The organism is Kitasatospora sp. NPDC054795, assembly GCF_053611565.1.
Window position 1 is genome coordinate 1 of the sequence record NZ_JBSHAP010000148.1, and the last position, 21,949, is coordinate 21,949.

The following is a 21,949-nucleotide window of genomic DNA, read 5'->3' on the forward strand; positions in this document are numbered from 1 at the left end:
GGATGCGCCTCCGGCGCCGAGAGCTTCCCGTCCTCCCACCGCTCGGCCCCGTAGTGCCCCAGCACCACCACCCCCGGCCGCCCCCCGCCCCCCCCCGACACCACCCCCCCCCCGCCCCGCCCGCCCGCGGGGTGGGAAGTACTCCCCCCCCCCCTTTTTCCGCCCCACGTCGTGCCCTCCCCATTGTCCCGGCACGGCCCGTGAGTTCTTCCGCGCAGGCCCCGGGTCTTCCCTGCTACCGCCGCCGCCCCGCCGCCAGCAGCTCGGGCACGCTGGCGAGCTTCACCCGGGGCCGCCCCTCGGCCTCGCCGCGCTCGCGTTCCGCGCGCTCCACCGCCCACAGCTCCCGCAGCCCCACCGCGTCCGGCCGCCGGTGCCGCACCAGCCGCTCGAAGTCCTTGCGGCCCGCCTCCGGGACGGGCAGCGCCCGGGCGGCCGCGTCGTCCAGCAGCGCGTCCACGGTCTCCCGCGCGCAGGCCCGGTTGGCGCCGATCCCGCCGGACGGCCCGCGCTTGGCCCAGCCCACCACGTACGTCCCCGGCAGCGGCCGGCCGGTCGCCGGGTCGACGACCCGCCCGTTCCGGTGCGCGACCGTACCCGCCCGCTCGTCGAACGGCAGCCCGGGCAGCGGTACGCCCCGGTGTCCGATCGAGCGCACCACCAGCCCGGCCCGGAGCACGTCCGTCGCCCCCGTGCCCTCGACCCGGCCGTCCGCCGTCGGGGCGGTCCGCTCGACGGTCAGGGCCTCGACCCGGCCGTCCCCGGAGAGTTCGACCGGCGCCGACAGGAACCGCAGCACGATCCGCCGTCCCGGCCCGGGCTCCGCGGACCCGTCGAACGGCACCAGCGGCAGCCCGGCGAGCAACGCCGCTCCCGCCACCGTGCCCGACCCCGCGCCCGACCCCGATCCCGCCTCCGCCCCCGCCGCCTCGATCGCCGCCCGTACCTCCGGGTGGTCCTCAACCACCACCTCGACGCCCGGCAGCTGCCGCAGGGCCAGGAACTCCGCCCTGGTCCACGCCGCCTGCCCGGGCCCGCGCCGGGCGAGCAGCACGACCTCCCGGACCCGGCTGCGGCGCAGCGCGGCCAGGGCGTGGTCGGCGATGTCGGTGGCGGCGAGCCGGTCGGGGTCGGTGAGCAGGATGCGGGCGATGTCCACCGCGACGTTGCCGTTGCCGATCACCACCACGCGCTGGGCCGACAGCTCCACCGCGTCGGCGGGCACGGTCGGCTCGGCGTTGTACCAGCGGACGAAGGCGGTCGCGGGCAGGCTGCCCGGCAGGTCCTCGCCGGGGACGCCGAGCCGCCGGTCGGCGGCCGCGCCGACCGCGTACACCACCGCGTGGTGGTGCGCGGCGAGCTCCTGGTGGGTGAGGTCCGTGCCGATCTCCACGTTGAGGTGCATCCGCAGCCGGGGGTCGCGGAAGACGCTCGCGAAGCTCTCCGCGATCCGCTTGGTGGACTGGTGGTCGGGCGCGACGCCGTGCCGCAGCAGGCCGCCGGTGACCGGCAGCCGGTCGATCATGGTGATCTCGGCGCTGGTGCCGCGCAGCAGTTCCTGCGCGGTGTACCCGGCGGAGGGGCCGGTGCCGACGACCGCGATCCGCAGCGCGCCGAGCTCGTCCGGCAGGCTGCGCGGGAAGCTGGGCGCGCCCCAGGCGTGGTCGCTGGGGTGGTCGCGGAACCAGTCGCGGTTGAGGTCGCCGAACACGGTGTCGGGCCCGCGCAGCCGGTCGACCGGGTACACCGCGTCCACCGGGCAGGCGTCCGCGCAGGCGCCGCAGTCGATGCAGGCCCGCGGGTCGATGTAGAGCATGTCGGTGGTGCCGAACTCCGGCTCGTCCGGGGTCGGGTGGATGCAGTTGACCGGGCAGACGGACACGCACGAGGCGTCGTTGCAGCAGGTCTGGGTGATCGCGTAGGCCATGGCCGGGTGGGGTCCTCGCTGCGCGTGGGGAATGGGGCGGCTTGGTGGCGACGGTCCGTCAGAGCATGTGCACCCGGCGGTAGACGGCCGCCGAGCGGCTGGTGAGCAGTCCGGTCTCGGCAAGGAAGGCCATCAGGTGCCGGGAGCTGGTGCGCATCATCGCCTTGCGGTGCTCGCTGGCCCGCACCTCGGCGAGCGCCCGCTGCACGTCGAGCCCGGCGGCCTTGTAGACGCCCGGGTGCACCATGCTGGTGACGATGACGTACGCGCCCACGGCGATGCCGGTGGCGGAGGCGCGCCGGCGGGCGGGGCTCGCGTGGCGCATCCGCTCGCGGATCTCCTGCCGGGCGAACTTCATGTGCCGGGACTCCTCGACCACGTGGATCCGTGAGGTGCCGCGGACGATCTCCAGGACGTTCTCGCCGCGCATCCAGTCGCGCTGCATGACGTCGAGCACCTCTTCGGCCACCAGGATGCCGCCGTAGGCGAGTTCGCCCTTGGCGAGCGCCTTGAAGGCGCGGCCCGCCTGGGCGATCAGCTTGTGCGGGCGGTAGGCGGGGACGCCCATCTTGGCGCAGGCCCGGGCGAACATGATCGAGTGGCGGCACTCGTCGGCGATCTCGGTGAGCGCGAACTGGAACGCGGCGTCGGCGGGGTTCCTGAGGTACTGGTCGCGCAGCACCATCTGCTGGAGGATCATCTCGAACCAGATGCCGGTGTTCATGATCGAGCAGACCTCGTGCCGGGTGAGCACGACCCGCTGCCGCTCGGTCATCTCGTCCCACAGCCGGGTGCCGTAGAGGGTGCTCCACTCCGGGTTGAGGCCGTAGTGGTCCTCCGGGAGGGGAGCGTCCCAGTCGATCTCGGTCGAGGGGTCGTAGGAGAGGGTGGCGGCCGACTCCAGCAGCCGCTTCGAGACGTCGTCGTCGGCCTCGGTGTGGCCGTGCCCCGTCTGCCGGGTGAGCGCCATGGCTGCCTCCAGGTGCCTGTCTCCGCGGGCTCCCGCCCACCCGCTTATTAGACGGACAGTACAATAAGAGCCGGTCGCCGAGAACCCCCTGCGCAGCAACGACCCGGCGCGCGACCGTATGGTTCGCGCCCCGGGTCCGCCCCGCGTCCGTCTCGCGTCCGTCCCGCGTCCGTCCCTGTCCGCGCCGCTGCGCCGCGTCCGCTACGCCTCGCCGATCGCCTGCCGCAGCGCCTCCGCCGCCTCGGCCGTCGCCTCCAGGAAGCGGCCCCCGATGCCGAGGTAGTTGACGTACCCGTGGATGAGGTCCGGCTGCCGGCTCAGCCGCACCGCGACCCCGGCCTCCTGCAGCGCCCGCGCGTACGCCTCGCCCTCGTCGCGCAGCGGGTCGAAGCCCGCGGTGCCGATGTACGCGGGCGGCAGGCCGGTCAGGTCCTCGGCGAGCAGCGGCGACAGCCGCGGGTCGGTGCGGTCGGCGGGCGCGGGCGCGTAGCGGTCGGCGAACCAGTCCATGTCCGCGTCGGTCAGGAAGAACCCGTCGGCGAACAGCCCGCGCGAGGGGCGCCGGACCGAGGCGTCGGTCGCCGGGTAGAGCAGCAGCTGGAACACCGGGGCGGGCCCGCCCCGCCGGACGGCCTGCTGGGCGACGACGGCAGCCAGGTTGCCACCCGCACTGTCCCCGCCGACCGCGATCCGCTCGGGGTCCGCGCCCAGGTCGGCCGCCTCGGCGTGGGCGTGGTCGAGGGCGGCCAGCGCGTCCTCCGCCGCCGCCGGGAACACGTGCTCGGGCGCCAGCCGGTACTCCACCGACAGCACCCGCACCCGCGCCCGCCTGGCGAGGAAGCGAGCGACGTGGTCGTGGCTGGCCCGGCTGCCGACCACCCAGCCCCCGCCGTGCAGGTAGACCAGCAGGCCGGAGCCCGCCGTCAGCCCGTCCGGGGTGTACAGCGTGGCGGCCAGTTCGCCGTGCTCCTGCGGGATGCCGACGCTCCGCGCGGCCACCGCACGGTCCTGCGGCCCGCCCACCAGGTGCCGCGCGTGCTCCATCGCGGCCCGCGACGACCCGACCCCGCCCGGCATCACCAGGGCCGCCCCGGAGAGCCGTTGGAGCTTGAGCATCAGCTGCGCGTCCAGCGCGAGCGTCTGCCCGTCGCGGACCACCGGCTTGCCCGCGATGGCCCGCCGCAGGCCCTCCGGCAGGGCGTACGCGGCGCGGAGGACGGCGGCCTGGATCCGGACAGGCGGTGGGATCGTCATCTCTTCTGCCTCCTGAGGGCGGCCCCGGAACGGCCCCGGAACAGTGTCGGGGCGGTGTCGGGGCGGTTCTGCCGGGACCGGGAGCCCATGATGGGCCCCTCCCACCGGACGTGGAAGCCTCCTGGACACCGCCTGAACCCGCCCTCGACCCCGCCGCGCGCCGTCGGCCCGCCCGCTCAGGCGCCGCGCCGGTCCTGCGCGTCGAAGGACGCCAGCGTGCGCGCGCCCGGTTCGAGCGCCCGGCGCAGTGCGGCCAGCACGTCCGCCTCCAACCCGCCCACGGCCTCGGCGAGTTCCTCCGCCGCGTCCGCCGCGATCTCCTCGGCCACGGCGTCCGTGGCCGTACGCGGCCCCAGTTTGCTGACGGCGGCCGCGGCCCGGGCGGGGGTGAGCAGGGCGGAGGCCTGGACGAGGAGCCAGGCCGGGACGCCGGCCGCGCCCCGGGGCGGGGGGAGGTACGGGCGGGCGCCGTCGTAGCGGTCGTCCTCGGCGAAGGCCTGCTGCTTCACCTTCACCAGCGGACGGGCCGGGCCGGACTCGTGCCACTCGCCGGCGGGTTTGAGGACGTACCCCTCGGCGAGGTTGTCCGGCAGTTCGGGCAGGCCGAACAGCGCGGGCACCCGGGTGGGGTAGCGCACCGGCAGGTCGTGCAGGGTGGTCAGGGGGCCGTGCCCGAGCAGGGGCACGCAGGTGAGCCCGGCGGCCCGCGCGGCCGTGCGCAGGGTGCGGTCGGCGATCCACCGACGGCCCTCGGGCGTCTCGACGGTGGCGTCGAACGGCAGCCAGCGCAGGCCGGGGGCGTACCAGACGCCGGTCTGGACCGGGTCGACCCCGGGGGCGGCGGGCACCCCGGGGTGCGGGTAGCGGCCGCCGGCCAGTTCCCCGTAGATCGTCACCGCGGCACCGTCCCGGGTACCGCGCCCCGCGGCGCCGTCCCCGCGCACCGCGGCGGCGAACCGGGCCGCCGCGACGGACAGTTCGGGCCAGATCCGGCTGACGCCGAAGAAGGCGTCCAGGCCCTCGTCGTCCAGCAGTTCACGCCGCTTCGCGGCCCGCACCGAGCCGCCCTCGCAGACCACCGCGAAGTGCGCCCCGTGCACCTTCTCGGCCGCGGTCCACTCCCGGCTGCCTGGCCCGCCGGATCGGCCGCGCGCGGGGATCTTGGGGTAGGGCCGCAGCTCGGGCCCGTCTGACTCCGTCTCGAAAACCGTCTCGGACACGAACGGCATCCTCGCCGCCGGGCCCGCCGCCCGGCAACCGGGATTCCGGCGGGCGACCGGCGGCGTCGGGGAGCCGCGCCGCCGGCGGGGGTCAGATCCCCCAGGCCGCCCGCAGCTCCGCGAAGGCCTCGTGGAACCCCGGGAAGGTCTTCCGCACGCAGCCCGGGTCGTCGAAGGTGATGCCGGGCGTGCGCAGCGAGGTGACGGCGAAGGACATCACGATCCGGTGGTCGGAGTGGGTGGTGATCTCGGCCGGGCGCGGGGTGCCGGGCCGGATCTCGATCCAGTCGTCCCCGGTGGCCACGGTGATGCCCATCGCGCGCAGGTTGTCGGCGCAGGCCTCCAGCCGGTCGCACTCCTTGACCCGGGTGTTGTGGACGTCCTCGATCCGCACCGGGCCGGCGGCGAACGGGGCGATGGCCGCGAGTGTGGGCATGGTGTCGGAGATGTCCCGCATGTTGACGGTGATTCCGCCGAGCCGGCCGTCGCCGGCCACGGTCGTGCGGTCGCCGCCGATGTCCACCCGGGCGCCCATCCGCCGCAGCACGTCCACGAACCGCAGGTCGCCCTGGAGCGCGTCCCGGCCGAGGCCCGGGACGGTGACCTCGCGGCCGGCCAGGGCGGCGGCGGCGAAGAAGTAACTGGCGGTGGAGGCGTCCGGTTCGATCGGGTGGTCGGCGGCCCGGTAGCCGCCGGCGGGCACCTCGAACACCTCGCCGGCGGGGTTCCGTTCCCGCTTCACCTCGACCCCGAAGTCACGCATCATCGCCAGGGTGATGCCGATGTACGGGGCGGAGACCAGCCGGGTGACGGTGATCCGCAGGCCGTCCCGGGTGAGCGGGCCGAGCAGCAGCAGCGCGGTCAGGTACTGCGAGGACTGCCCGGCGTCCAGGGTGAGTTCACCGCCGCGGACGCCGTCGGCGACGACCGTCAGCGGGTGGTGCCCCTCGGCCTCCTCGTGCCGCAGGTCCACGCCCAGCTCGCGCAGTGCCCGGGTGAGCGGGGCGACCGGGCGGCGGCGCATCTGGGCGGAGGCGTCGAAGCGGTAGGTGCCGCGGCCGGCGGCGGCGAGGGTGGGCAGGAAGCGCGCGGTGGTGGCGCCGTCCCGGCAGTACACCTCGGCGTCCGGCAGGGCGGGCCCGGACGGGCGGCCCTCGACCCGCCAGGCATCGGCCGTCCGTTCGATCCGGTACCCGAGGGTGTCCAGGCCCTGCACGAAGCCCTCGGTGTCGTCCGAGGACAGCGGGCGGCGCAGGGTGGTCACGCCCTCGGCGGCGGCGGCCAGGAACAGGGCCCGGGCGGTGATGGACTTGGATCCCGGGATCTCCACAGCGGTCACGGCAGGCTCTCCCAACACGAGTGTCCGACAGGCGTCTCCGGTGACGTCGGGCCCGATCCTGCCGCACCCGGCCGCCGCCTTCGCCGGCCTTCCACGGACTGGACGGTGACGCGGGCGACAACAGCGGGCGAAGGATCAGCGGCCGGGTCGGTGGCCGGGCGGGAGAGGGGGGAGGCCGGGCGGGAGGGTGGCACGCAGCCGGCGGATCGTCCGCAGGACCTCGTTCCGGGAACGGCCCGGCCTCCGGTCAGCAGCGCTCCCAGAGCCCGGCCAGGTGCGCGTGCAGGACCTCCTCCGCCTCCCCCACCGTCCGGTGCCCGACCAGGACGTGCGTGGTGAGCCCGTCGGCGAGGGCGAGCAGCGCGCGGGCCTCGGTCCGCGCGACGACGGCCCCGCCCGCGGCCGCCCCGCCGATCACCGATCCGCCGACGGCCGCCCCGCCGGCGGCTTCCGTGACCAGCCGCACCATCAGTTCCTCCAGCGCCGCGTAGCTGCTCCGCAGGGTCGCCGCCAGCGCCGGGTTGACGGCGGCCCCGGCGACGAAGGCGAGCCAGATCCTGGCCTCGGCCCGGTGCTCCTCGCGCAGCAGCGCCACCTCGCCCGCCACCAGTCCGAGTTCGCTGGCCGCCGACTGCGCCGGGCCGGCCGCGAGCCGGCTCCGCACCCGCTCGGAGACCCGCGCGCCGATGTGCGTGAGCGCGAACAGGAGCATCTCCTCCTTGGTGCGGAAGCAGCGCTGGACGGCTCCCATCGAGACCTCCGCCCGGGCGGCGACGTCCCGCAGGGTGACGCCCTCCAGTCCGTACTCGTCCACCAGCAGGCAGACGGCCTCGGCGATCCGCCGGCGCCGGCCCTCGTGGTCCACCTGTTTGGGCATCCCCGGTCTCCCTCCGCGTTCTTCCGGTCCTTGCCGGCCCTCTTTGGCCCTCGTTTTATTTCGATGCAAGCGTATCGGCCCCGGGGCTATGGTGGCCCTGTTCCGATGCGTTCGCATCGGAACCAGGCCGAGGAGAGCCGAGGAGCCCCATGCCCTTGTCAAGCAGGCCCATGCCCCTGTGGAGCAAGCCCGCCACCGAACTCGCCGCCGCCGTGCGCACGGGCGAGGTGTCGGCCGTGGAGGTGGTGGACGACCACCTGGACCGGATCGCCGAGGTCAACCCGTACCTGAACGCCGTCACCCAGCTGCTCGCCGACCGGGCCCGCGCGGCCGCCCGGGAGACCGACCGCCGCCGGGCCGCGGGCGAGGAACTGGGTCCGCTCGCGGGCGTGCCGTTCACCGTGAAGGAGTGCACCCCGATCGCCGGCGTGCCGACCACCTTCGGCAGCCCGCGCTTCCGCGACCACGTCGCCGCCGTCGACGCCGTCCCGGTGGCCCGGCTGCGCGCGGCCGGGGCGATCCCGATCGGCCACAGCAACCTGCCGACCCTGATCCTCGCCGGGATGCACACCCGCAGCGAGCTGTACGGCGACACCCGCAACCCGTGGGACGCGCGCCGCACCCCCGGCGGCAGCAGCGGCGGCGACGGCGTGGCGGTCGCCGCCGGCATGGCCCCGCTCGGGCTCGGCAACGACTCCGGCGGCTCGGTCCGCGTCCCCGCCTCCTTCTGCGGGGTCGCCGCCCTCAATCCGACCACCGGCCGGTTCCCCGCCGACCAGCGCCTGATCGGCCCGGACGACCCCGGCCCGGCCTCCCAGGTCCTGGTCGCCGACGGCCCGTTGGCCCGTACGGTCACCGACCTGCGGCTCGCCTACGAGACGCTGGCGGGCACCGACCCGCGCGACCCGCGCGCCGTGCCCGTCCCGCTGTACGGGGAACCGCTCGACGCCCCGATCAAGGTCGCCGTCGTCGCCGATCCGGGCGGTCACAGCAGCCACGGCGGCCACGGGGTCCACCCCACCGTCCGCCGCGCCGTCGAGACCGCCGCCGACGCGCTGCGCGACGCCGGGTACGACGTCCGGGAGCTCCCCGACGTCCCGCGGATGGAGGAGGCGCTCGACGCCTACCACCGCCTCGCCGTCACCGAGTTCGCGCCGAGCTGGCCCGTCGTGCGGCAGCTGCTCGGCGAGGGCGGCGACCGCTACATCGAGCTGATGATGCGCGGCGGCCGGCCCGTGGACGCCCCCGGCCTGATCCGGCTGATGAGCGTCTGGATGAGCATCCGCCGCTCCTGGGCGGAGTTCCTGCACGAGTACCCGCTGCTGCTGGGCCCGGTGTTCACCGAGCCGCCGGTCGAGCCCGGACTGGAGTCCCGGGACCAGGCGGGCCGCGACCGGGTCGACTCGGCCATGCGGCTCTGCTCGGTGACCAGCTTCGTCGGCGTGCCGGCCGTCGCCGTCCCCACCGGCCTCGCCGCGGACGGCCTGCCCACCGGCGTCCAGCTCGTCGGCCGCGCCTTCCGGGAGGACCTCTGCCTGGCCGCCGCCCAGGCCGTCGAGGACCGCCTCGGCACCCTCACCCCGATCGACCCCGTGCGGTAGCGGCCCTCGGGGCCGTCGCGGTTCCGGGGCCGCGCCACCCCGGGACCGCGCCCCGCCCGCCCCGACGGCTACGCCCCCGGCAGCCCCGGCACCACCAACCCGCTCTCGTACGCGATCACCACCGCGTGGGTCCGGTTCTGCGCGCCGAGCTTGCCCAGCACGTTCCCCACGTGCGTCTTGACGGTCTCCTGGCTGACGGCGAGCGCCTGCGCGATCTCCGGGTTGGACAGTCCGGTCGCCATCAGCCGCAGCACGCCCTCCTCCCGCCCGGTCAGCGCCGCCCGGGGCAGTGCCTCGGCCGAGTCCAGCGGCCGGGCCGCGACCATCCGGCTCAGCGCGGCGGGGAACAGCACCGCCTCCCCCGCCGCCGCCACCCGCACCGCCTCGGCGATCTGCGGGACGGGCCGCCGCTTCAGCACGAAGCCGCTGGCGCCGGCGCTCAGCGCGGCGGTGACGTAGGCGTCGTTCTCGAAGGTGGTGATCACCACGACCTTGGGCGGGTCGGTGTGCTCCCGCAGCAGTTCGCGGGTGGCGTCGATGCCGTTGCGGCGCGGCATCCGCACGTCCATCAGCACCACGTCCGGCCGCAGCAGCCGGGCCTGCTCGACCGCCTCGACGCCGTCGGCGGCCTTCCCGACCACCGTGATGCCGGGCTGGGCGCCGAGCAGGGTGCCCAGGCCGCTGCGGGTGAGGGGGTCGTCGTCGGCGATCAGGACGGTGACGCCGGACGGCGCGCCCGTGTCGGGGCCGGCGCCGCTCACGCCGACCACCGCATCGGCAGCCGGACCGCCAGCCGCCACTGCCCCTCGCCGTCCGGGCCGGCCTCGAACTCGCCGTGCAGCAGCCTCACCCGCTCGGCCAGCCCGGGCAGACCGTGCCCGGAGGTCGGGAAGCCGCTCGCGCCCGGTCCGCCGGCCGCGCCCGCCACCGCGTTGACCACGGTCAGCTCCAGGTGCTCCGGTCCCGCCGTCACCCGCAGCTCGATCGGCCCGCCGTTGCCGTGCCGCAGCGCGTTGGTCAGCCCTTCCTGGACGATCCGGTAGGCGGCCCGGGAGAGGGTGCCCTGCACCTGCGCCAGGTCCCCCGTGGTCCGCGGCGCCACGACGGCGCCCGCGTGCCGCAGCCGGTCGATCAGCTCGGGCAGGTCGGCGAGGGTGCGGGTCGGGGCAGTGCCGGTCTGCTCCTCGCGCAGTGCGCCGAGCACGTAGTCGAGGTCCTCCAGCGCGGCCCGGGTCGATTCCTCGATGCTGCGCATGGCGGCCCGCGCCGCCGCCGGGTCGTCGGCGAGCACCTCGCCCGCGACGGCCGCCTGGATGGTGGCGGCGGTCAGGGTGTGTCCGATGGAGTCGTGCAACTCGTGGGCCAGCCGGTTGCGTTCGGCCAGCAGCCGCTCCCGCTCGGCGGCCAGGGCGAGCCGCTCGGCGGGCGAGGGTCCGAGCAGCCGCGGCGCCAGCCACCGCAGTGCCCCCGACGCCCCGGCGAGCAGCACCGCCGCGAGGACCAGGCTGAGCGCGCCGATGACCCACGACCAGACGCCGGCCACGTCCGCGCCCCAGCCGAAGAGGCTGATCCGGGCCGAGCCCTCCACCCATCGTCCCGGCAGCGTCATAGCCATCACGAGGAACGTGCTGCCGCCGATCAGCACCGTCCACCCCAGCGCCACGTGCGCCACCACGAACGCCGGCGTCCGCCAGCGCTCCGCCGCGGCCCCCTTCACCGGGGCGGGCACCGCGACGCCCAGCAGTCGCCGCGCGCCCGCCGCCAGCACCCGGCGCACCACTCGGGGCAGCCCGGCCACCGCGAGCAGCACCACCCACAGCGGCAGCGCCGGCCAGACCGCGTCCGGCCGCCCGGACAGCCCGAGCGTCATCCCGAGCGCCACCATCGCCACCGGCAGCCCGGCCAGCGCTCCGAGTACCGCGAACAGCACCCCCGTGTACGTCGACCTGCGCAGCAGCAACCGCATTCCCTTGATCATGTTCGCCAGTATCACCGGCCTCCTCGCCCCCGCCCTCCCCCGATCGAGGGAGGAGCTCCGGCGGCCTCCCCCGGCGACCCGTCGACGGCACATCGGCGGTCGCCGGTGGGGGTCGGCGGGGGGCCTGCGAGGGGTTGTCGGGGGGGCTGCGGGGCCTCCGCGAACTCGGCCGGATCGCGACCACCCGTTCGCGTGAATACGGGTCGAAGCCGCCGCCAGGCCGCCGGAGTTCCAGACCATCGCATGAATGACGATCAATCAAAAGCTCTTCCGACAAGGCCTTTTGGCGACCGCTTCCACCCTCGCGGCACTGGCCGCGACGGCCGCCCAGGCCGCACCCGTCCAGCGGGACGACGGCCCGCACCGCTACAAGGTGTCCGTCCGGAGCGCCGGGGCCTGGGCGCTGCCCGCCGGCCTGACCTCCTTCACCGTGTACGCCCGGGGCCCCGGCGGCGGCGCGTCCGGCCGGGACGGTCGGCCCGGTGGCGGCGGCACCGAGGGCGACGACGGCCCGCCGGTCGCCGCCCGGTAGCGCAACCCGCGCGCCGAGGAGGGCGGGGCACAGCGCGCCTCCGCCACCCCCGGCGCACCCGCCGCCCACCGCACCCCCAACCGGCAAAGCGCGCCGGGACGGCCGCCCGGACACCCGCCGCCGGGCACCCGCCACAGCCGTCCGACATCGCACGAGACCGCCCCAAACCGTTCGGAACCGCTCCGCCGCCACCCCGCGGACACGCCCAAAAGGGGTGCGATTCCGGCCGATTCGGCGATCGCCCTGCCAACGAACCGACCGTGGATGAGACTTGGCCGTCGGACCAGGAACCCGACCGACCCGACTCCGACGGAGCATCAACTCTCTTGATCCACTTGATCGTTGACACGACAGGAGTTTCCGGATGGCTGGTTCCCCCACCCTTCGCAGAGCCGCCCCGGCCGCCGCCGCGGCGGCCGTCGCCCTGCTGCTCGGCCCGGTGCCCACGGCCGTGGCGGCCGCCACGGCCGCCCCGCTGCCGGCCCCGCGGTTCCTTCCCGAGCCGCCGGGCACCGCCTACAGCCTGGCGCGGGGCCTGAGCCGCGACGGCGCCGTCGTCGGCGAGTACTACTCGGACGTCTCCGGGCAGTTCACCCCGCGCGCCGTCCGCTGGCATCCCGACCATCTCGGCTACACCGTCCTGGCGCCGCTGACCGGCGACCTGTCCAGCCGCCCGGTGGGGCTCAACGGCACGGGCACCGTGGTCGGGCTCTCCTTCCGGACGATGTCCGACAACCACCCGGTCCGCTGGGCCCCGGACGGGACCGCCACGGCGCTGGCCCTGCCTGCCGGTGTCCGCGGCGGCAGCGCGGCCGCGGTCAACGACGCCGGCGTGGTGGCCGGCGGCTCGTACGACGACACGTACCGGTCCAAGCCCCTGAAGTGGCACGCCGACGGCACCAGGGTGGATCTGCCGCTGCTGCCCGGCGACACCGCGGGCTCGACCGCCGCGGTCACCAACGCGGGCGTCGTCGCCGGCACCTCCGAGCGGAGCCTCGGCGACGGCCGCTCCCAGGAGACTCCGGTGCTCTGGAGTCCGGCGGGCGCCGTGTCCGCGCTCCCGCTTCCGCCGGGCCTCGACGGGGCCCGGGTGGACGGGATGACCGACGACGGCGTGGTGCTCGGTCACGGGCGGCGCACCGGAGGCACGGAGTTCGACCGGGTGCTGGTGTGGACGCCCGGCGGCGCCGTCCGCGACGCCGGCTACGGTCGGACGAGGGCTGTCAACAGCGCGGGCACCGTGGTCGGGGCGACGTTCGACGCCCACCGCTCCGCCTTCGCCGCCCGCTGGAACCCGGACGGTACGCAGACCCTGCTCGGCGGCCCGGCGGGCCGGCAGAGCGAGGCGATGGCGGTCAACGGTGCGGGAACCGCCGTCGGCGAGGCGCAGGGCCCGGACTGGAACCACACCACGGCCCTGCTGTGGAGGCCCGACGGGACGGCCGTGCCGCTCCCGCCGTCCTCGCTCAGCCCGTACGCCCAGGCGCTGTTCGTCAACGACGCCGGGGTGGTCGCCGGGAACGCCGTCGCGCTCGACGCGTCCGGCGAGCCGGTCGCGGCCCACGTGATCGTCTGGCCGTCCTGACGGTTCGACGGCGGACGGCCGGCCGGTCCTCGGACCGGACGGCCGTCCGCCGTCGGCGGGCCTGCGCCTGCTCCGCCCGGACGATCCCTCAATACGATCACCCGATCGGCCATTTCCGCAGGTCGCAGCGGCGGGTCTGACGAACCGTTAGGTCTGTTCGGATTGCGGCGCCGATTGCGGGGGGTGGCAGGGCATGGCTGTCTGGTTCTGGCAGGGCCGACCGGCGCTGCCAACTGTTACCCCGTACTCCCTGGAGGAGACCATCATGCGTGCCCTCAAGCGTGTCCTGGCCGTCAGCGCCCTCACCGTCCCGCTCGTGATCGGCGCCGCCGGCCTGGCCTCGGCCCACGGCAGCATCGACGCGAACTACGGCAAGGGCTTCTTCACCGCCAACGAGCACGGCGCCGGCCTCGCGGCCGTCGAGTCCCACGTCGGCCCCGACGGCGTCGAGCACGCCGACTTCTGGATCTGGGCCGACGACAACGGCGTCACCGGCTCGTTCACCGGCTCCGGCGCCACTAGCGACGAAGGCTGACGAACCCTGCACCACTGGACGTACGGGGCGGCCCCGGGACTGGCCGCCGCTGTTCCGGATCCTGGAATGACGAAACGGCCGGTCGACCGCGAGGTCGACCGGCCGTTCTTTGTGTGGGACACCGACGAGGCAGGAGGCGCACCAGCGATGGCGACCCCCGGTCGAACGCGCCGTCGACCGGCTCGTCGGCCACGGCAACCTGACTTCACTGGCAGGAGGCCCGGACCGCGCGTCGCGGTCCGGGCCCTGCCCCGTGCCCCCTGCGGCGGCGGTGCGTCAGCTCTGTGCGGCGTCGTCGCCCGCCTGCGCGGCGCCTTCGGCCGTGCCCGTCTTGTCGCGCATCCTTCGCACCAGCTCCGCCTTCTGGTCGGCCGCACCCTGGCGGTCGAGGTTGCGGTGCGGACCGTTGTTCTGCCGTTCGGCGCGAGACAGCCTCTTGCGCTGGCCGCCACCCATGCCCACGGGGTTGTTGATGTTCTTGCTCACGGTCAGGGTCTCCGGTCAATGATGTGAAGTGATCTACGGATTCATCGGTAGGGGACGATCGGCGACGTCGAAGGACGTCGACAGGAACCCGTCACGCTCTCACTCGTAAATCGGTGTCTGGAAGAACACGACAAGAACGTTACCCGGGTCCGTCGACCCCACATACCAACGTTCCGGACGACAAAACGGCCGGTCGATCCGAAGATCAACCGGCCGTTCGCTGTGCGCGAGGGGGGAGTTGAACCCCCACGCCCTTTCGGGCACTGGAACCTGAATCCAGCGCGTCTGCCTATTCCGCCACCCGCGCATCTGGGTGATGAGGAAAACTATAGACCATCTGGTGGGGTGCCTCCGACCACCCCCGGGCGAACGGGCGGCCGCCGCCCCGCACGCGGGGGTGCGGGGCGGCCGGGGCGGCGGCTCGGGGCGGGCTACGGCGTCGGGGCCCGGAGGTGGCGGGCGAGGTAGCCGGTCCAGGTGTGCTGGAAGCTCTCCGCGAGCTGCGACTCAGGGGCGAACAGGTCGAAGGCGTGGTACGCGCCGGGGTACAGGTGGAGTTCGACCGGGACGCCGTGGGCGCGCAGGCGCATGGCGTAGTCGAGGTCCTCGTCGCGGAAGCAGTCCAGTTCGCCGACCGCGATGAAGGTGGGCGGCAGCCCGCCGAGATCCTCCGCGCGGGCGGGGGCGGCGTACGGGCTGACGTCGTCGGTGCCGGCGCGGTCGCCGAGGACCGCCTGCCAGGCGAGGCGGTTGGTGGAGCGGTCCCAGATGCCGATGTCGGTGATCTCACGGCTGGACGCGGTCCGGTCGCGATCGTCGAGCATGGGGTACATCAGCGCCTGGAACAGCGGCGCCGGGCCGCCGCGGTCGCGGACCAGCAGGGCGGTGGCCGCCGCCACCCCTCCGCCGCCGCTCTGGCCGGCGATGCCGATCCGGGTGCCGTCCAGGCCGAGGGCGGTCGCTTCGCGGACGAGCCACCGATGGGCGGTGTACCCGTCCTCGGCGGCGCCGGGGGCGGGAGTCTCGGGGGCGAGCCGGTAGTCGACGGCGGCGACGGCGCAGCCGAGCCGCGCGGCCAGTTGCTTGAGCCAGGGGTCGTCCTGGGCGGCGAAGCCGAGCACCTGTCCGCCGCCGTGGAACCAGAGCAGCACCGGCAGCGGGCCGGCCGCGGTGGCGGGCCGCAGCAGGCGGACCGGCACGTCCGGGCCGCCGTCCGGCCGGACGGCGCGGTGCTCCTCCACCGTGACGGACGGCTCGTCGGGTGCGGCGGCGGCGGCCGCGGCGAAGGAGCGGAGGGTTTCGCGGGTCGCGGCGATGTCGGTGAGGTCGAAGGCGCCGTGGGGGGTCATCGGGACGCCGTCGAGGGCCCGGCGCAGTTCCGGGTCCATCAGCAGGCGGGGGGCGGGCCCGGTGGTGTCCGTTGCCATGCCCGCTCAGCCCCGGAACTCGTCGATGACGACCACACCGGTCGGCCCGTACGTCTCCAGGGACTCCAGCACCGAGCCCGCCTCGTGGAGGCCGACGGTGCGGGTGACGATCCTGCCGGGGTTGAGGCGGCCGGTCTCGATCATGTTGAGCATCGTGCCGAACCGCTGTCCCTGCATGCCGAAGGCGCCGAGGATCTCCAGCTCCTTGACCATCATGACGTCGATCGGCAGCGGGACGTCGCCGCGCTCGGCGCCGGTGGTGTGCCCGAGTTGGAGGTGGCGGCCGCGGGTACGCAGGGAGAGGACGGAGTTCCGGCAGGCCTCGGCGATCCCGACGGCGTCGACGGAGACGTGGGCGCCGCCCCGGGTGAGGGTCCTGACGGCTTCGGTCGGCTCGTCCACGGCCGCGTTGACGGTGTGGACGGCGCCGAGGGCGCGCGCGGCCTCCAGCTTCTCGTCGGAGATGTCGATCGCGATGACGTTGGCGCCGGTCGCGGCCGCGATCTCCACCGTGGACAGCCCCATGCCGCCGCCGGCCCCGTACACCGCGACCCATTCGCCGCCACGCACCCGGGCCTGGTCGACGACGCCGTGGAAGGCGGTCATGTAGCGGCAGGCGAGGGCGGCGACATCGACGAAGCCGACGGTGTCGGGGACCCGGACCAGGTTGACGTCGGCGAAGCGGACCATGACGTACTCGGCGAAGGCGCCCCAGTAGGACACCCCGGGCACGAGGGAGTCCACGTGCTCGCACACGTGCTGGTTGCCGCTGCGGCACATCTCGCAGGACCCCTCGCCGGGGTTCATCGGGAAGATGACGCGGTCGCCGTCCCGCCAGTCGCGGACGTCCCGGCCGACCTCCACGACGGTGCCGGCGAACTCGTGGCCGAGCACGAACGGGGGCTGGACCTGCGGCCCTCCGGTCCAGAAGTCCCCGGCCCACAGGGCCCAGTCGGTGCGGCAGATGCCGTTGGCGCCGACGCGCACGATCGCGCCGTCCGGCGGGCAGACGGGGTCGGGCACCTCGCGGACGACGAGGGGCTTGTGGAGTTCTTCGATGACTGCGGCGCGCATGGACGCGACCTCCTCGGTAAATGTCCACCGATTGAAGCGGTGGACTTGGAAGCTATGCGGAGGTGAGGAGTCGTGTCAACCGCATAGAGTGGTGGACATGAGCGATGGGGACAGCCGACGAGAAGGGCGCCAGCGCGCCAGGACCGACTTCCGGTTCGACGACGCACGACTGTGCTTCGCCTTCGCCGGCACACTGGCCGACCGCGGCAAGGACGTGCGGGTGGAACGGCTGGCCGGACCGGAGGACCTGAGCCGGTGGGGCGTGGAGAGCGGCTGCACGGCGGTGGCGCCGAGCTGCAGCGGGGCCGAGCTGGAGGGAGCGCGGCGGCTGCGCGAGGCGATCCAGCGGATCGGCGTCGCACTGGCGGAGGGGGCGGTGGCTGATCACGAGGACGTCGCGGTGATCAACGGGGCGGCTGCAGAACCGACTTCGGTTCCCGTCCTGTCGGCCGACGCCGGATCCGTGCGGTGGGACGGGGACGGCGTGGCGGCGGTGCTGTCGATGGTCGCGCGGGACCTGATCGAACTCTGCGGATCGGAGCAGCGGACACGCGTCCGCATCTGCGGAAACCCGGACTGCGGAACGCCGTTCGTGGACACGTCCCGGGCGGGCGCGAGGCGCTGGTGCTCGATGAAGACCTGCGGCGCGCTGGTGAAGAAGCGGGCCTACCGGGCGAAGGCGAAGTAGTTAAGGGCAGGAGACAGAAGAGACACGGCGGGGCGGGGGCCCCGGCGGGGGCCCCCCCCCCCGGGGGGGGTGGGGCGCCGGGGGGCGGGTCCGGTTCCGAGCGGTCCGGCCCACGGGCAGCCTGGGTGGAGGTCAGCCCTCCAGGGCGGCGCGCGCGTCCACGAAGGCCGCGACGGCGCGCTCGACGTCCTCGGTGGAGTGCGCCGCGGACAGCTGCACCCGGATCCGGGCCTGGCCGTGCGGCACCACCGGGTAGGAGAAGCCGATCACGTACACGCCGCGCTCCAGCAGCAGTTCGGCGAGCCGGCCGGCCTCGGCCGCGTCGCCGATCATCACCGGGGCGATCGGGTGGTCGCCGGGCAGGATCTCGAACCCGGCCTCGGTCATCCGCGTCCGGAACAGCGCGGTGTTGGCCGCGAGCCGCTCGCGCAGCTCGTTGGACTTCTCGACCAGGTCGAGCACCTTGAGCGAGGCGGCCGCGATCACCGGGGCCAGCGAGTTGGAGAACAGGTACGGGCGGGAGCGCTGGCGCAGCAGGGCGACGATCTCCCGGCGGGCGGCGACGTAGCCGCCGGAGGCGCCGCCGAGCGCCTTGCCGAGGGTGCCGGTGATGATGTCCACGCGGTCCATCACGCCGTGCAGCTCCGGGGTGCCCCGGCCGCCCGCGCCGACGAAGCCGACGGCGTGCGAGTCGTCCACCATGACCATGGCGTCGTAGCGGTCGGCCAGGTCGCAGATCTCGCGCAGCGGGGCGACGTAGCCGTCCATCGAGAACACGCCGTCGGTGACGATCAGGCGGCGGCGGGCGTCCTGGGTGTCCTGGAGCTGCTTCTCCAGGTCGGCCAGGTCACGGTTGGCGTAGCGGTGGCGGCGGGCCTTGCTGAGCCGGATGCCGTCGATGATGCTGGCGTGGTTCAGCGCGTCGGAGATGACGGCGTCGCGGTCGTCCAGCAGGGTCTCGAAGACACCGCCGTTGGCGTCGAAGCAGGAGGAGTAGAGGATCGTGTCCTCCTGGCCGAGGAAGGCCGAGAGGCGGTCCTCCAGCTCCTTGTGGACGTCCTGGGTGCCGCAGATGAAGCGGACCGAGGCCATCCCGTAGCCCCAGCGGTCCAGGGCGTCCTTGGCCGCGGCGAGCACCTCGGGGTGGTCGGCCAGGCCGAGGTAGTTGTTGGCGCAGAAGTTCAGCACCTCGCCCGGGCGGCCGCCGCCGGTCACGGTGACGGCGGCGCTCTGCGGGCTTCCGATCACCCGCTCGGGCTTGAACAGGCCGGCCTCGCGGATCTCGTCCAGGGTGGCGGCGACGTCGGCACGCACGTTGTCGAACACTGCGGTCTCCTTAAGCAGTTCGGCGGGAGCAGTTCGGCGGGGCTGGGGCGGGCTCAGGCGGTCCAGTCGAGGATGATCTTGCCGCAGTTGCCGCCCGCGGCGTCGTCGAAGGCGGCCTCGAAGTCGGTCGCGGCGTAGCGGCCGGTGATCACCGGGCTGAGGTCCAGGCCGCCCTCCAGCAGCACGGACATCGCGTACCAGGTCTCGAACATCTCGCGGCCGTAGATGCCCTTGATGGTGATCATCGAGGTGACGATCGACGCCCAGTCCACCGGGAACTGCTCGGCGGGCAGGCCGAGCATGGCGATCTTCCCGCCGTGGGTCATGTTGGCGATCATCGACTGCATCGCCTCGGGGCGGCCGGACATCTCCAGGCCGACGTCGAAGCCCTCGCGCAGGCCCAGCTTCTGCTGGCCCTCCTCGATGGTGTGCTCGGAGACGTCGAGCGCCAGCGTCACACCGACCTGGCGGGCCAGGTCGAGGCGGTACGGGGAGACGTCGGTGATCATCACGTTGCGGGCGCCGGCGTGCTTGGCGACGGCGGCGGCCATGATGCCGATCGGGCCGGCGCCGGTGACCAGCACGTCCTCGCCGACCAGCGGGAAGGACAGCGCGGTGTGCACGGCGTTGCCGAACGGGTCGAAGATCGCGGCCACGTCCAGGTCGACCGGAACCCGGTGCACCCAGACGTTGGAGGCGGGCAGGGCCACGTACTCGGCGAAGGCGCCGTCACGGTTGACGCCCAGGCCGACGGTGTTGCGGCACAGGTGGCGGCGGCCGGCCAGGCAGTTGCGGCACTTGCCGCAGACCAGGTGGCCCTCGCCGCTGACCAGGTCGCCGACCGCGATGTCCGCGACGCCGGCGCCGAGCTCGGCGACCTCGCCGACGAACTCGTGACCCAGCACCAGCGGGGTCCTGATGGTCTGCTGGGCCCAGCCGTCCCACTTGCGGATGTGCAGGTCGGTGCCGCAGATGCCGGTCCGCAGTACCTTGATCAGCACCTCGCCGGGGCCGATCTCGGGCATGGGGACGTCCATCAGCCAGAGCCCGGGCTCGGCCTGCTGCTTGACGAGTGCCTTCACGGCGGCTCCTGACGTGCGGGTGGGACGGCCTGCGGGTGCGGGGGCAGGCCGAGGGAGCCCGGTTCGGCCGTCCCTGACGGGTGCGCTCCGGGCAGGCAGAAATCTGCCTGGTCGGAGGGGGTGCGGTCCATCGAGGAATTCTTAAGGGCGGCCACAGCTGGGCTGAACGATCGTGCCCGAGCGGCGGCCGACGGCGGGTGCGGCATGCCGGTGCTCACCCGTCCGGCCGAGCGCGGGGCGGCCGCCGTGACGCCGTCCGACAGGACGCCGGCCGGGGGCGGGTGACTCAGCGGAACGTGCGTGGCCCGGCCGGGGTGAGCGGCACCGGGCCGCCAGCCGGACGGGGCACTCGGCTGACCGCGCTCCCGTTCGGTCCAGCCCCGCACCGACCCGCGCGCGCCCGTACGGCGGCGGTGCTTACGGTGGCGACGCTCCCCCGCGGCCCGTGGAGCAGCGCCCCGGCCTGCCCGGGCAGCGCTCCGGGACCCTTCGCCAAGGGGCCGTCCGCCCCAGAGAGGCGCCTGCGCCGATGACCGACACCCGACGGCCCCGACCGGCCGTTCCCCGCTCCGTGCGGGTCCCCCGCGCTCCGCGCCCGGCCGTCCCCCGGTCCGTACGGGTGGCCTCCGCCGCCCTCGCGCTGAGCGGCCTGCTCGCCGTCTCCGCCTGCTCCGGGGACGCCGGGCCCGCGCGGCAGGCCGATCCGGCCGTCACCGCCGAGCCGGCCGCGCTGAGCCCCACCGCCACGCCGACCGGCAGCGCCACCGGCGCGGTGGTGCCGCTCACCCAGGACGTCATGAACCAGCTGGACACCGCGATCAAGCAGGTGATGAGCGAGGTCTCCATCCCCGGGGTGATCGTCGGCTACACCGCCCCCGACGGCAGCTACCAGCGCACCTTCGGCGTCGCGGACAAGGACTCCGGGGCGCCGATGTCGGCCGACATGTACATGCGCATCGGCAGCGTGTCCAAGACCTTCACCGCCACCGGCATCCTGCGCCTCGTGGACCAGGGCAAGCTGGGCCTGGACGACCCGATCTCCAAGTACGTCCCGACCGTGCCCGGTGGCGACGGCATCACCCTGCGCCAGCTCGGCGAGATGCGCAGCGGCCTGTTCAACTACACCCTGGACTCCGACTTCCAGCAGGTGTTCTTCAACGACCCCAACCGGCCCTTCACCCCGGACCAGCTCCTCGCGTACGCGTTCAAGCACCCGGCGAACTTCGCCCCGGGCGCCCAGTTCGAGTACTCCAACACCAACCTGATCCTGCTCGGCCTGGTGGTCGAGAAAGTCGGCGGGCAGCCGCTCCAGGACTTCCTGAACCAGCAGGTGTTCGCCCCGGCCGGGCTCTCCAAAACCAGCCTGCCGACCGACGCGGCCTTCCCGGACCCGCACGCCCACGGCTACACCAACCAGACGGCCAGCGGCGCGGTCGAGGACTCCACCACCTGGAACCCGTCCTGGGGCTGGGCGGCCGGCGCCGTCATCTCCAGCCTCGCCGACCTGCAGACCTGGTCGAAGGTGCTGGCCACCGGGGAGCCGCTGATCAAGCCCGCCACCCAGGCGGAGCGGCTGAAGTTCGTGCCGGTCGGGCCGACCCCGGACCTCGGCTACGGCTTCGGGGTGTTCACCACCCACGGGTGGATCGGCCACAACGGCTCGCTGCCCGGGTACGAGAGCGTGGTGATCTATCTGCCGCAGGCCAAGGCCAGCCTGGCCATCCTGCTCAACACCGACATCCCGCACGACGGTTCGGAGCCCTCGACGTTCCTGGCACGGGCGATCACCCGGATCGTCTCGCCGAACAACGTCTACACGCTGCCCACCCCGCCCGGCTCGGCCTCCCCGACGGCCTCCTCCTCGCCCACGGGCTCCCCGACGGCCTCGCCCTCGCCGACGGGCTCTCCGACCGGCTCCCCGACGGCCTCGCCCGCGGAGACCGCGTCGGCCACGCCCACCGGCGCCGCCACGCTGCACATCTCCTGAACCGCACCCGCACGTCCCGCACGTACGCGGGAGGGCCCGACCCGGGCGACCGGGGCGGGCC

Annotated in this window: 19 protein-coding genes and 1 tRNA gene; 6 read left to right on the forward strand and 14 right to left on the reverse strand. The window is 74.5% G+C overall.

From position 1 onward, the window contains the following. Positions 1-235: 235 nt before the first annotated feature. From ACWGJO_RS35495 to ACWGJO_RS35520, 6 genes are all read right to left on the reverse strand, one after another. Positions 236-1,927 (reverse strand): FAD-dependent oxidoreductase, encoded by a 1,692-nt coding sequence (locus ACWGJO_RS35495; RefSeq protein WP_452189847.1) that lies wholly within the window; start codon positions 1,925-1,927, stop codon positions 236-238. Between the two features lie 58 nt (positions 1,928-1,985). Beyond that, positions 1,986-2,897 carry an AurF N-oxygenase family protein gene (locus ACWGJO_RS35500; RefSeq protein ID WP_387685504.1) on the reverse strand — a complete coding sequence of 304 codons (912 nt, stop codon included), beginning with the start codon at positions 2,895-2,897 and terminating at the stop codon, positions 1,986-1,988. 201 nt (positions 2,898-3,098) lie between these two features. After that, positions 3,099-4,151 (reverse strand): alpha/beta hydrolase, encoded by a 1,053-nt coding sequence (locus ACWGJO_RS35505; protein ID WP_452189848.1) that lies wholly within the window; start codon positions 4,149-4,151, stop codon positions 3,099-3,101. A 176-nt stretch (positions 4,152-4,327) separates the two neighbouring features. Further along, complete coding sequence (locus tag ACWGJO_RS35510) at positions 4,328-5,371, reverse strand: RNA ligase family protein (protein ID WP_452189849.1); 1,044 nt, start codon at positions 5,369-5,371, stop codon at positions 4,328-4,330. 91 nt (positions 5,372-5,462) lie between these two features. Next, entirely contained in the window at positions 5,463-6,710 is a 1,248-nt protein-coding gene (gene aroA, locus ACWGJO_RS35515) for a 3-phosphoshikimate 1-carboxyvinyltransferase (protein WP_452189850.1), read from the reverse strand. A 247-nt stretch (positions 6,711-6,957) separates the two neighbouring features. Continuing rightward, positions 6,958-7,587: a TetR/AcrR family transcriptional regulator gene (locus ACWGJO_RS35520; RefSeq protein ID WP_452189851.1), complete on the reverse strand. Its 630-nt coding sequence runs from the start codon at positions 7,585-7,587 to the stop codon at positions 6,958-6,960. A gap of 170 nt (positions 7,588-7,757) precedes the next feature. Between ACWGJO_RS35520 and ACWGJO_RS35525 the strand changes: the two genes are divergently transcribed. Further along, entirely contained in the window at positions 7,758-9,188 is a 1,431-nt protein-coding gene (locus tag ACWGJO_RS35525; protein WP_452189852.1) for an amidase, read from the forward strand. A gap of 68 nt (positions 9,189-9,256) precedes the next feature. Here the strand turns inward: ACWGJO_RS35525 and ACWGJO_RS35530 are convergent, their stop codons facing one another. After that, positions 9,257-9,949 (reverse strand): response regulator, encoded by a 693-nt coding sequence (locus ACWGJO_RS35530; protein ID WP_452189853.1) that lies wholly within the window; start codon positions 9,947-9,949, stop codon positions 9,257-9,259. Next, positions 9,946-11,166: a histidine kinase gene (locus ACWGJO_RS35535; protein WP_452189854.1), complete on the reverse strand. Its 1,221-nt coding sequence runs from the start codon at positions 11,164-11,166 to the stop codon at positions 9,946-9,948. The genes ACWGJO_RS35530 and ACWGJO_RS35535 overlap by 4 nt, the downstream gene beginning before the upstream one ends. A gap of 247 nt (positions 11,167-11,413) precedes the next feature. On the opposite strand from ACWGJO_RS35535, the gene ACWGJO_RS35540 reads away from it, so the two are divergent. From ACWGJO_RS35540 to ACWGJO_RS35550, 3 genes are all read left to right on the forward strand, one after another. Further along, positions 11,414-11,698, forward strand: coding sequence for a hypothetical protein (locus ACWGJO_RS35540; protein ID WP_452189855.1), 285 nt, complete (start codon positions 11,414-11,416; stop codon positions 11,696-11,698). Between the two features lie 364 nt (positions 11,699-12,062). After that, complete coding sequence (locus ACWGJO_RS35545; RefSeq protein ID WP_452189856.1) at positions 12,063-13,283, forward strand: hypothetical protein; 1,221 nt, start codon at positions 12,063-12,065, stop codon at positions 13,281-13,283. Positions 13,284-13,476: 193 nt separating this feature from the next. Beyond that, a complete protein-coding gene (locus ACWGJO_RS35550; RefSeq protein ID WP_452189857.1) occupies positions 13,477-13,818 on the forward strand; it encodes a hypothetical protein in 342 nt (113 codons plus the stop codon). 276 nt (positions 13,819-14,094) lie between these two features. Here the strand turns inward: ACWGJO_RS35550 and ACWGJO_RS35555 are convergent, their stop codons facing one another. The 4 genes from ACWGJO_RS35555 to ACWGJO_RS35570 all read right to left on the reverse strand — a co-directional run bounded on the left by ACWGJO_RS35555 (position 14,095) and on the right by ACWGJO_RS35570 (position 16,805). Then, complete coding sequence (locus ACWGJO_RS35555) at positions 14,095-14,310, reverse strand: DUF6243 family protein (RefSeq protein ID WP_452181097.1); 216 nt, start codon at positions 14,308-14,310, stop codon at positions 14,095-14,097. Between the two features lie 217 nt (positions 14,311-14,527). Continuing rightward, positions 14,528-14,611 (reverse strand) — tRNA-Leu (locus tag ACWGJO_RS35560). 124 nt (positions 14,612-14,735) lie between these two features. Beyond that, positions 14,736-15,731: an alpha/beta hydrolase gene (locus ACWGJO_RS35565; protein WP_452189858.1), complete on the reverse strand. Its 996-nt coding sequence runs from the start codon at positions 15,729-15,731 to the stop codon at positions 14,736-14,738. 6 nt (positions 15,732-15,737) lie between these two features. Then, on the reverse strand, positions 15,738-16,805 hold the full coding sequence (locus ACWGJO_RS35570) for an alcohol dehydrogenase catalytic domain-containing protein (protein WP_452189859.1): 1,068 nt from the start codon (positions 16,803-16,805) through the stop codon (positions 15,738-15,740). A gap of 97 nt (positions 16,806-16,902) precedes the next feature. Here ACWGJO_RS35570 and ACWGJO_RS35575 point away from each other — a divergent pair, with 97 nt between their 5' ends. Continuing rightward, positions 16,903-17,493 (forward strand): CGNR zinc finger domain-containing protein, encoded by a 591-nt coding sequence (locus tag ACWGJO_RS35575; protein WP_452189860.1) that lies wholly within the window; start codon positions 16,903-16,905, stop codon positions 17,491-17,493. Positions 17,494-17,625: 132 nt separating this feature from the next. Here ACWGJO_RS35575 and ACWGJO_RS35580 read toward each other — a convergent pair whose 3' ends face one another. Then, positions 17,626-18,819 (reverse strand): glycine C-acetyltransferase, encoded by a 1,194-nt coding sequence (locus tag ACWGJO_RS35580; RefSeq protein WP_359911169.1) that lies wholly within the window; start codon positions 18,817-18,819, stop codon positions 17,626-17,628. Between the two features lie 53 nt (positions 18,820-18,872). Next, a complete protein-coding gene (gene tdh, locus ACWGJO_RS35585; RefSeq protein WP_380631219.1) occupies positions 18,873-19,901 on the reverse strand; it encodes an L-threonine 3-dehydrogenase in 1,029 nt (342 codons plus the stop codon). A 529-nt stretch (positions 19,902-20,430) separates the two neighbouring features. Here tdh and ACWGJO_RS35590 point away from each other — a divergent pair. Continuing rightward, the gene (locus ACWGJO_RS35590) at positions 20,431-21,888 is read left to right on the forward strand and encodes a serine hydrolase domain-containing protein (protein WP_452189861.1); all 1,458 of its coding nucleotides are present in this window, start codon (positions 20,431-20,433) and stop codon (positions 21,886-21,888) included. Positions 21,889-21,949: the final 61 nt, after the last annotated feature.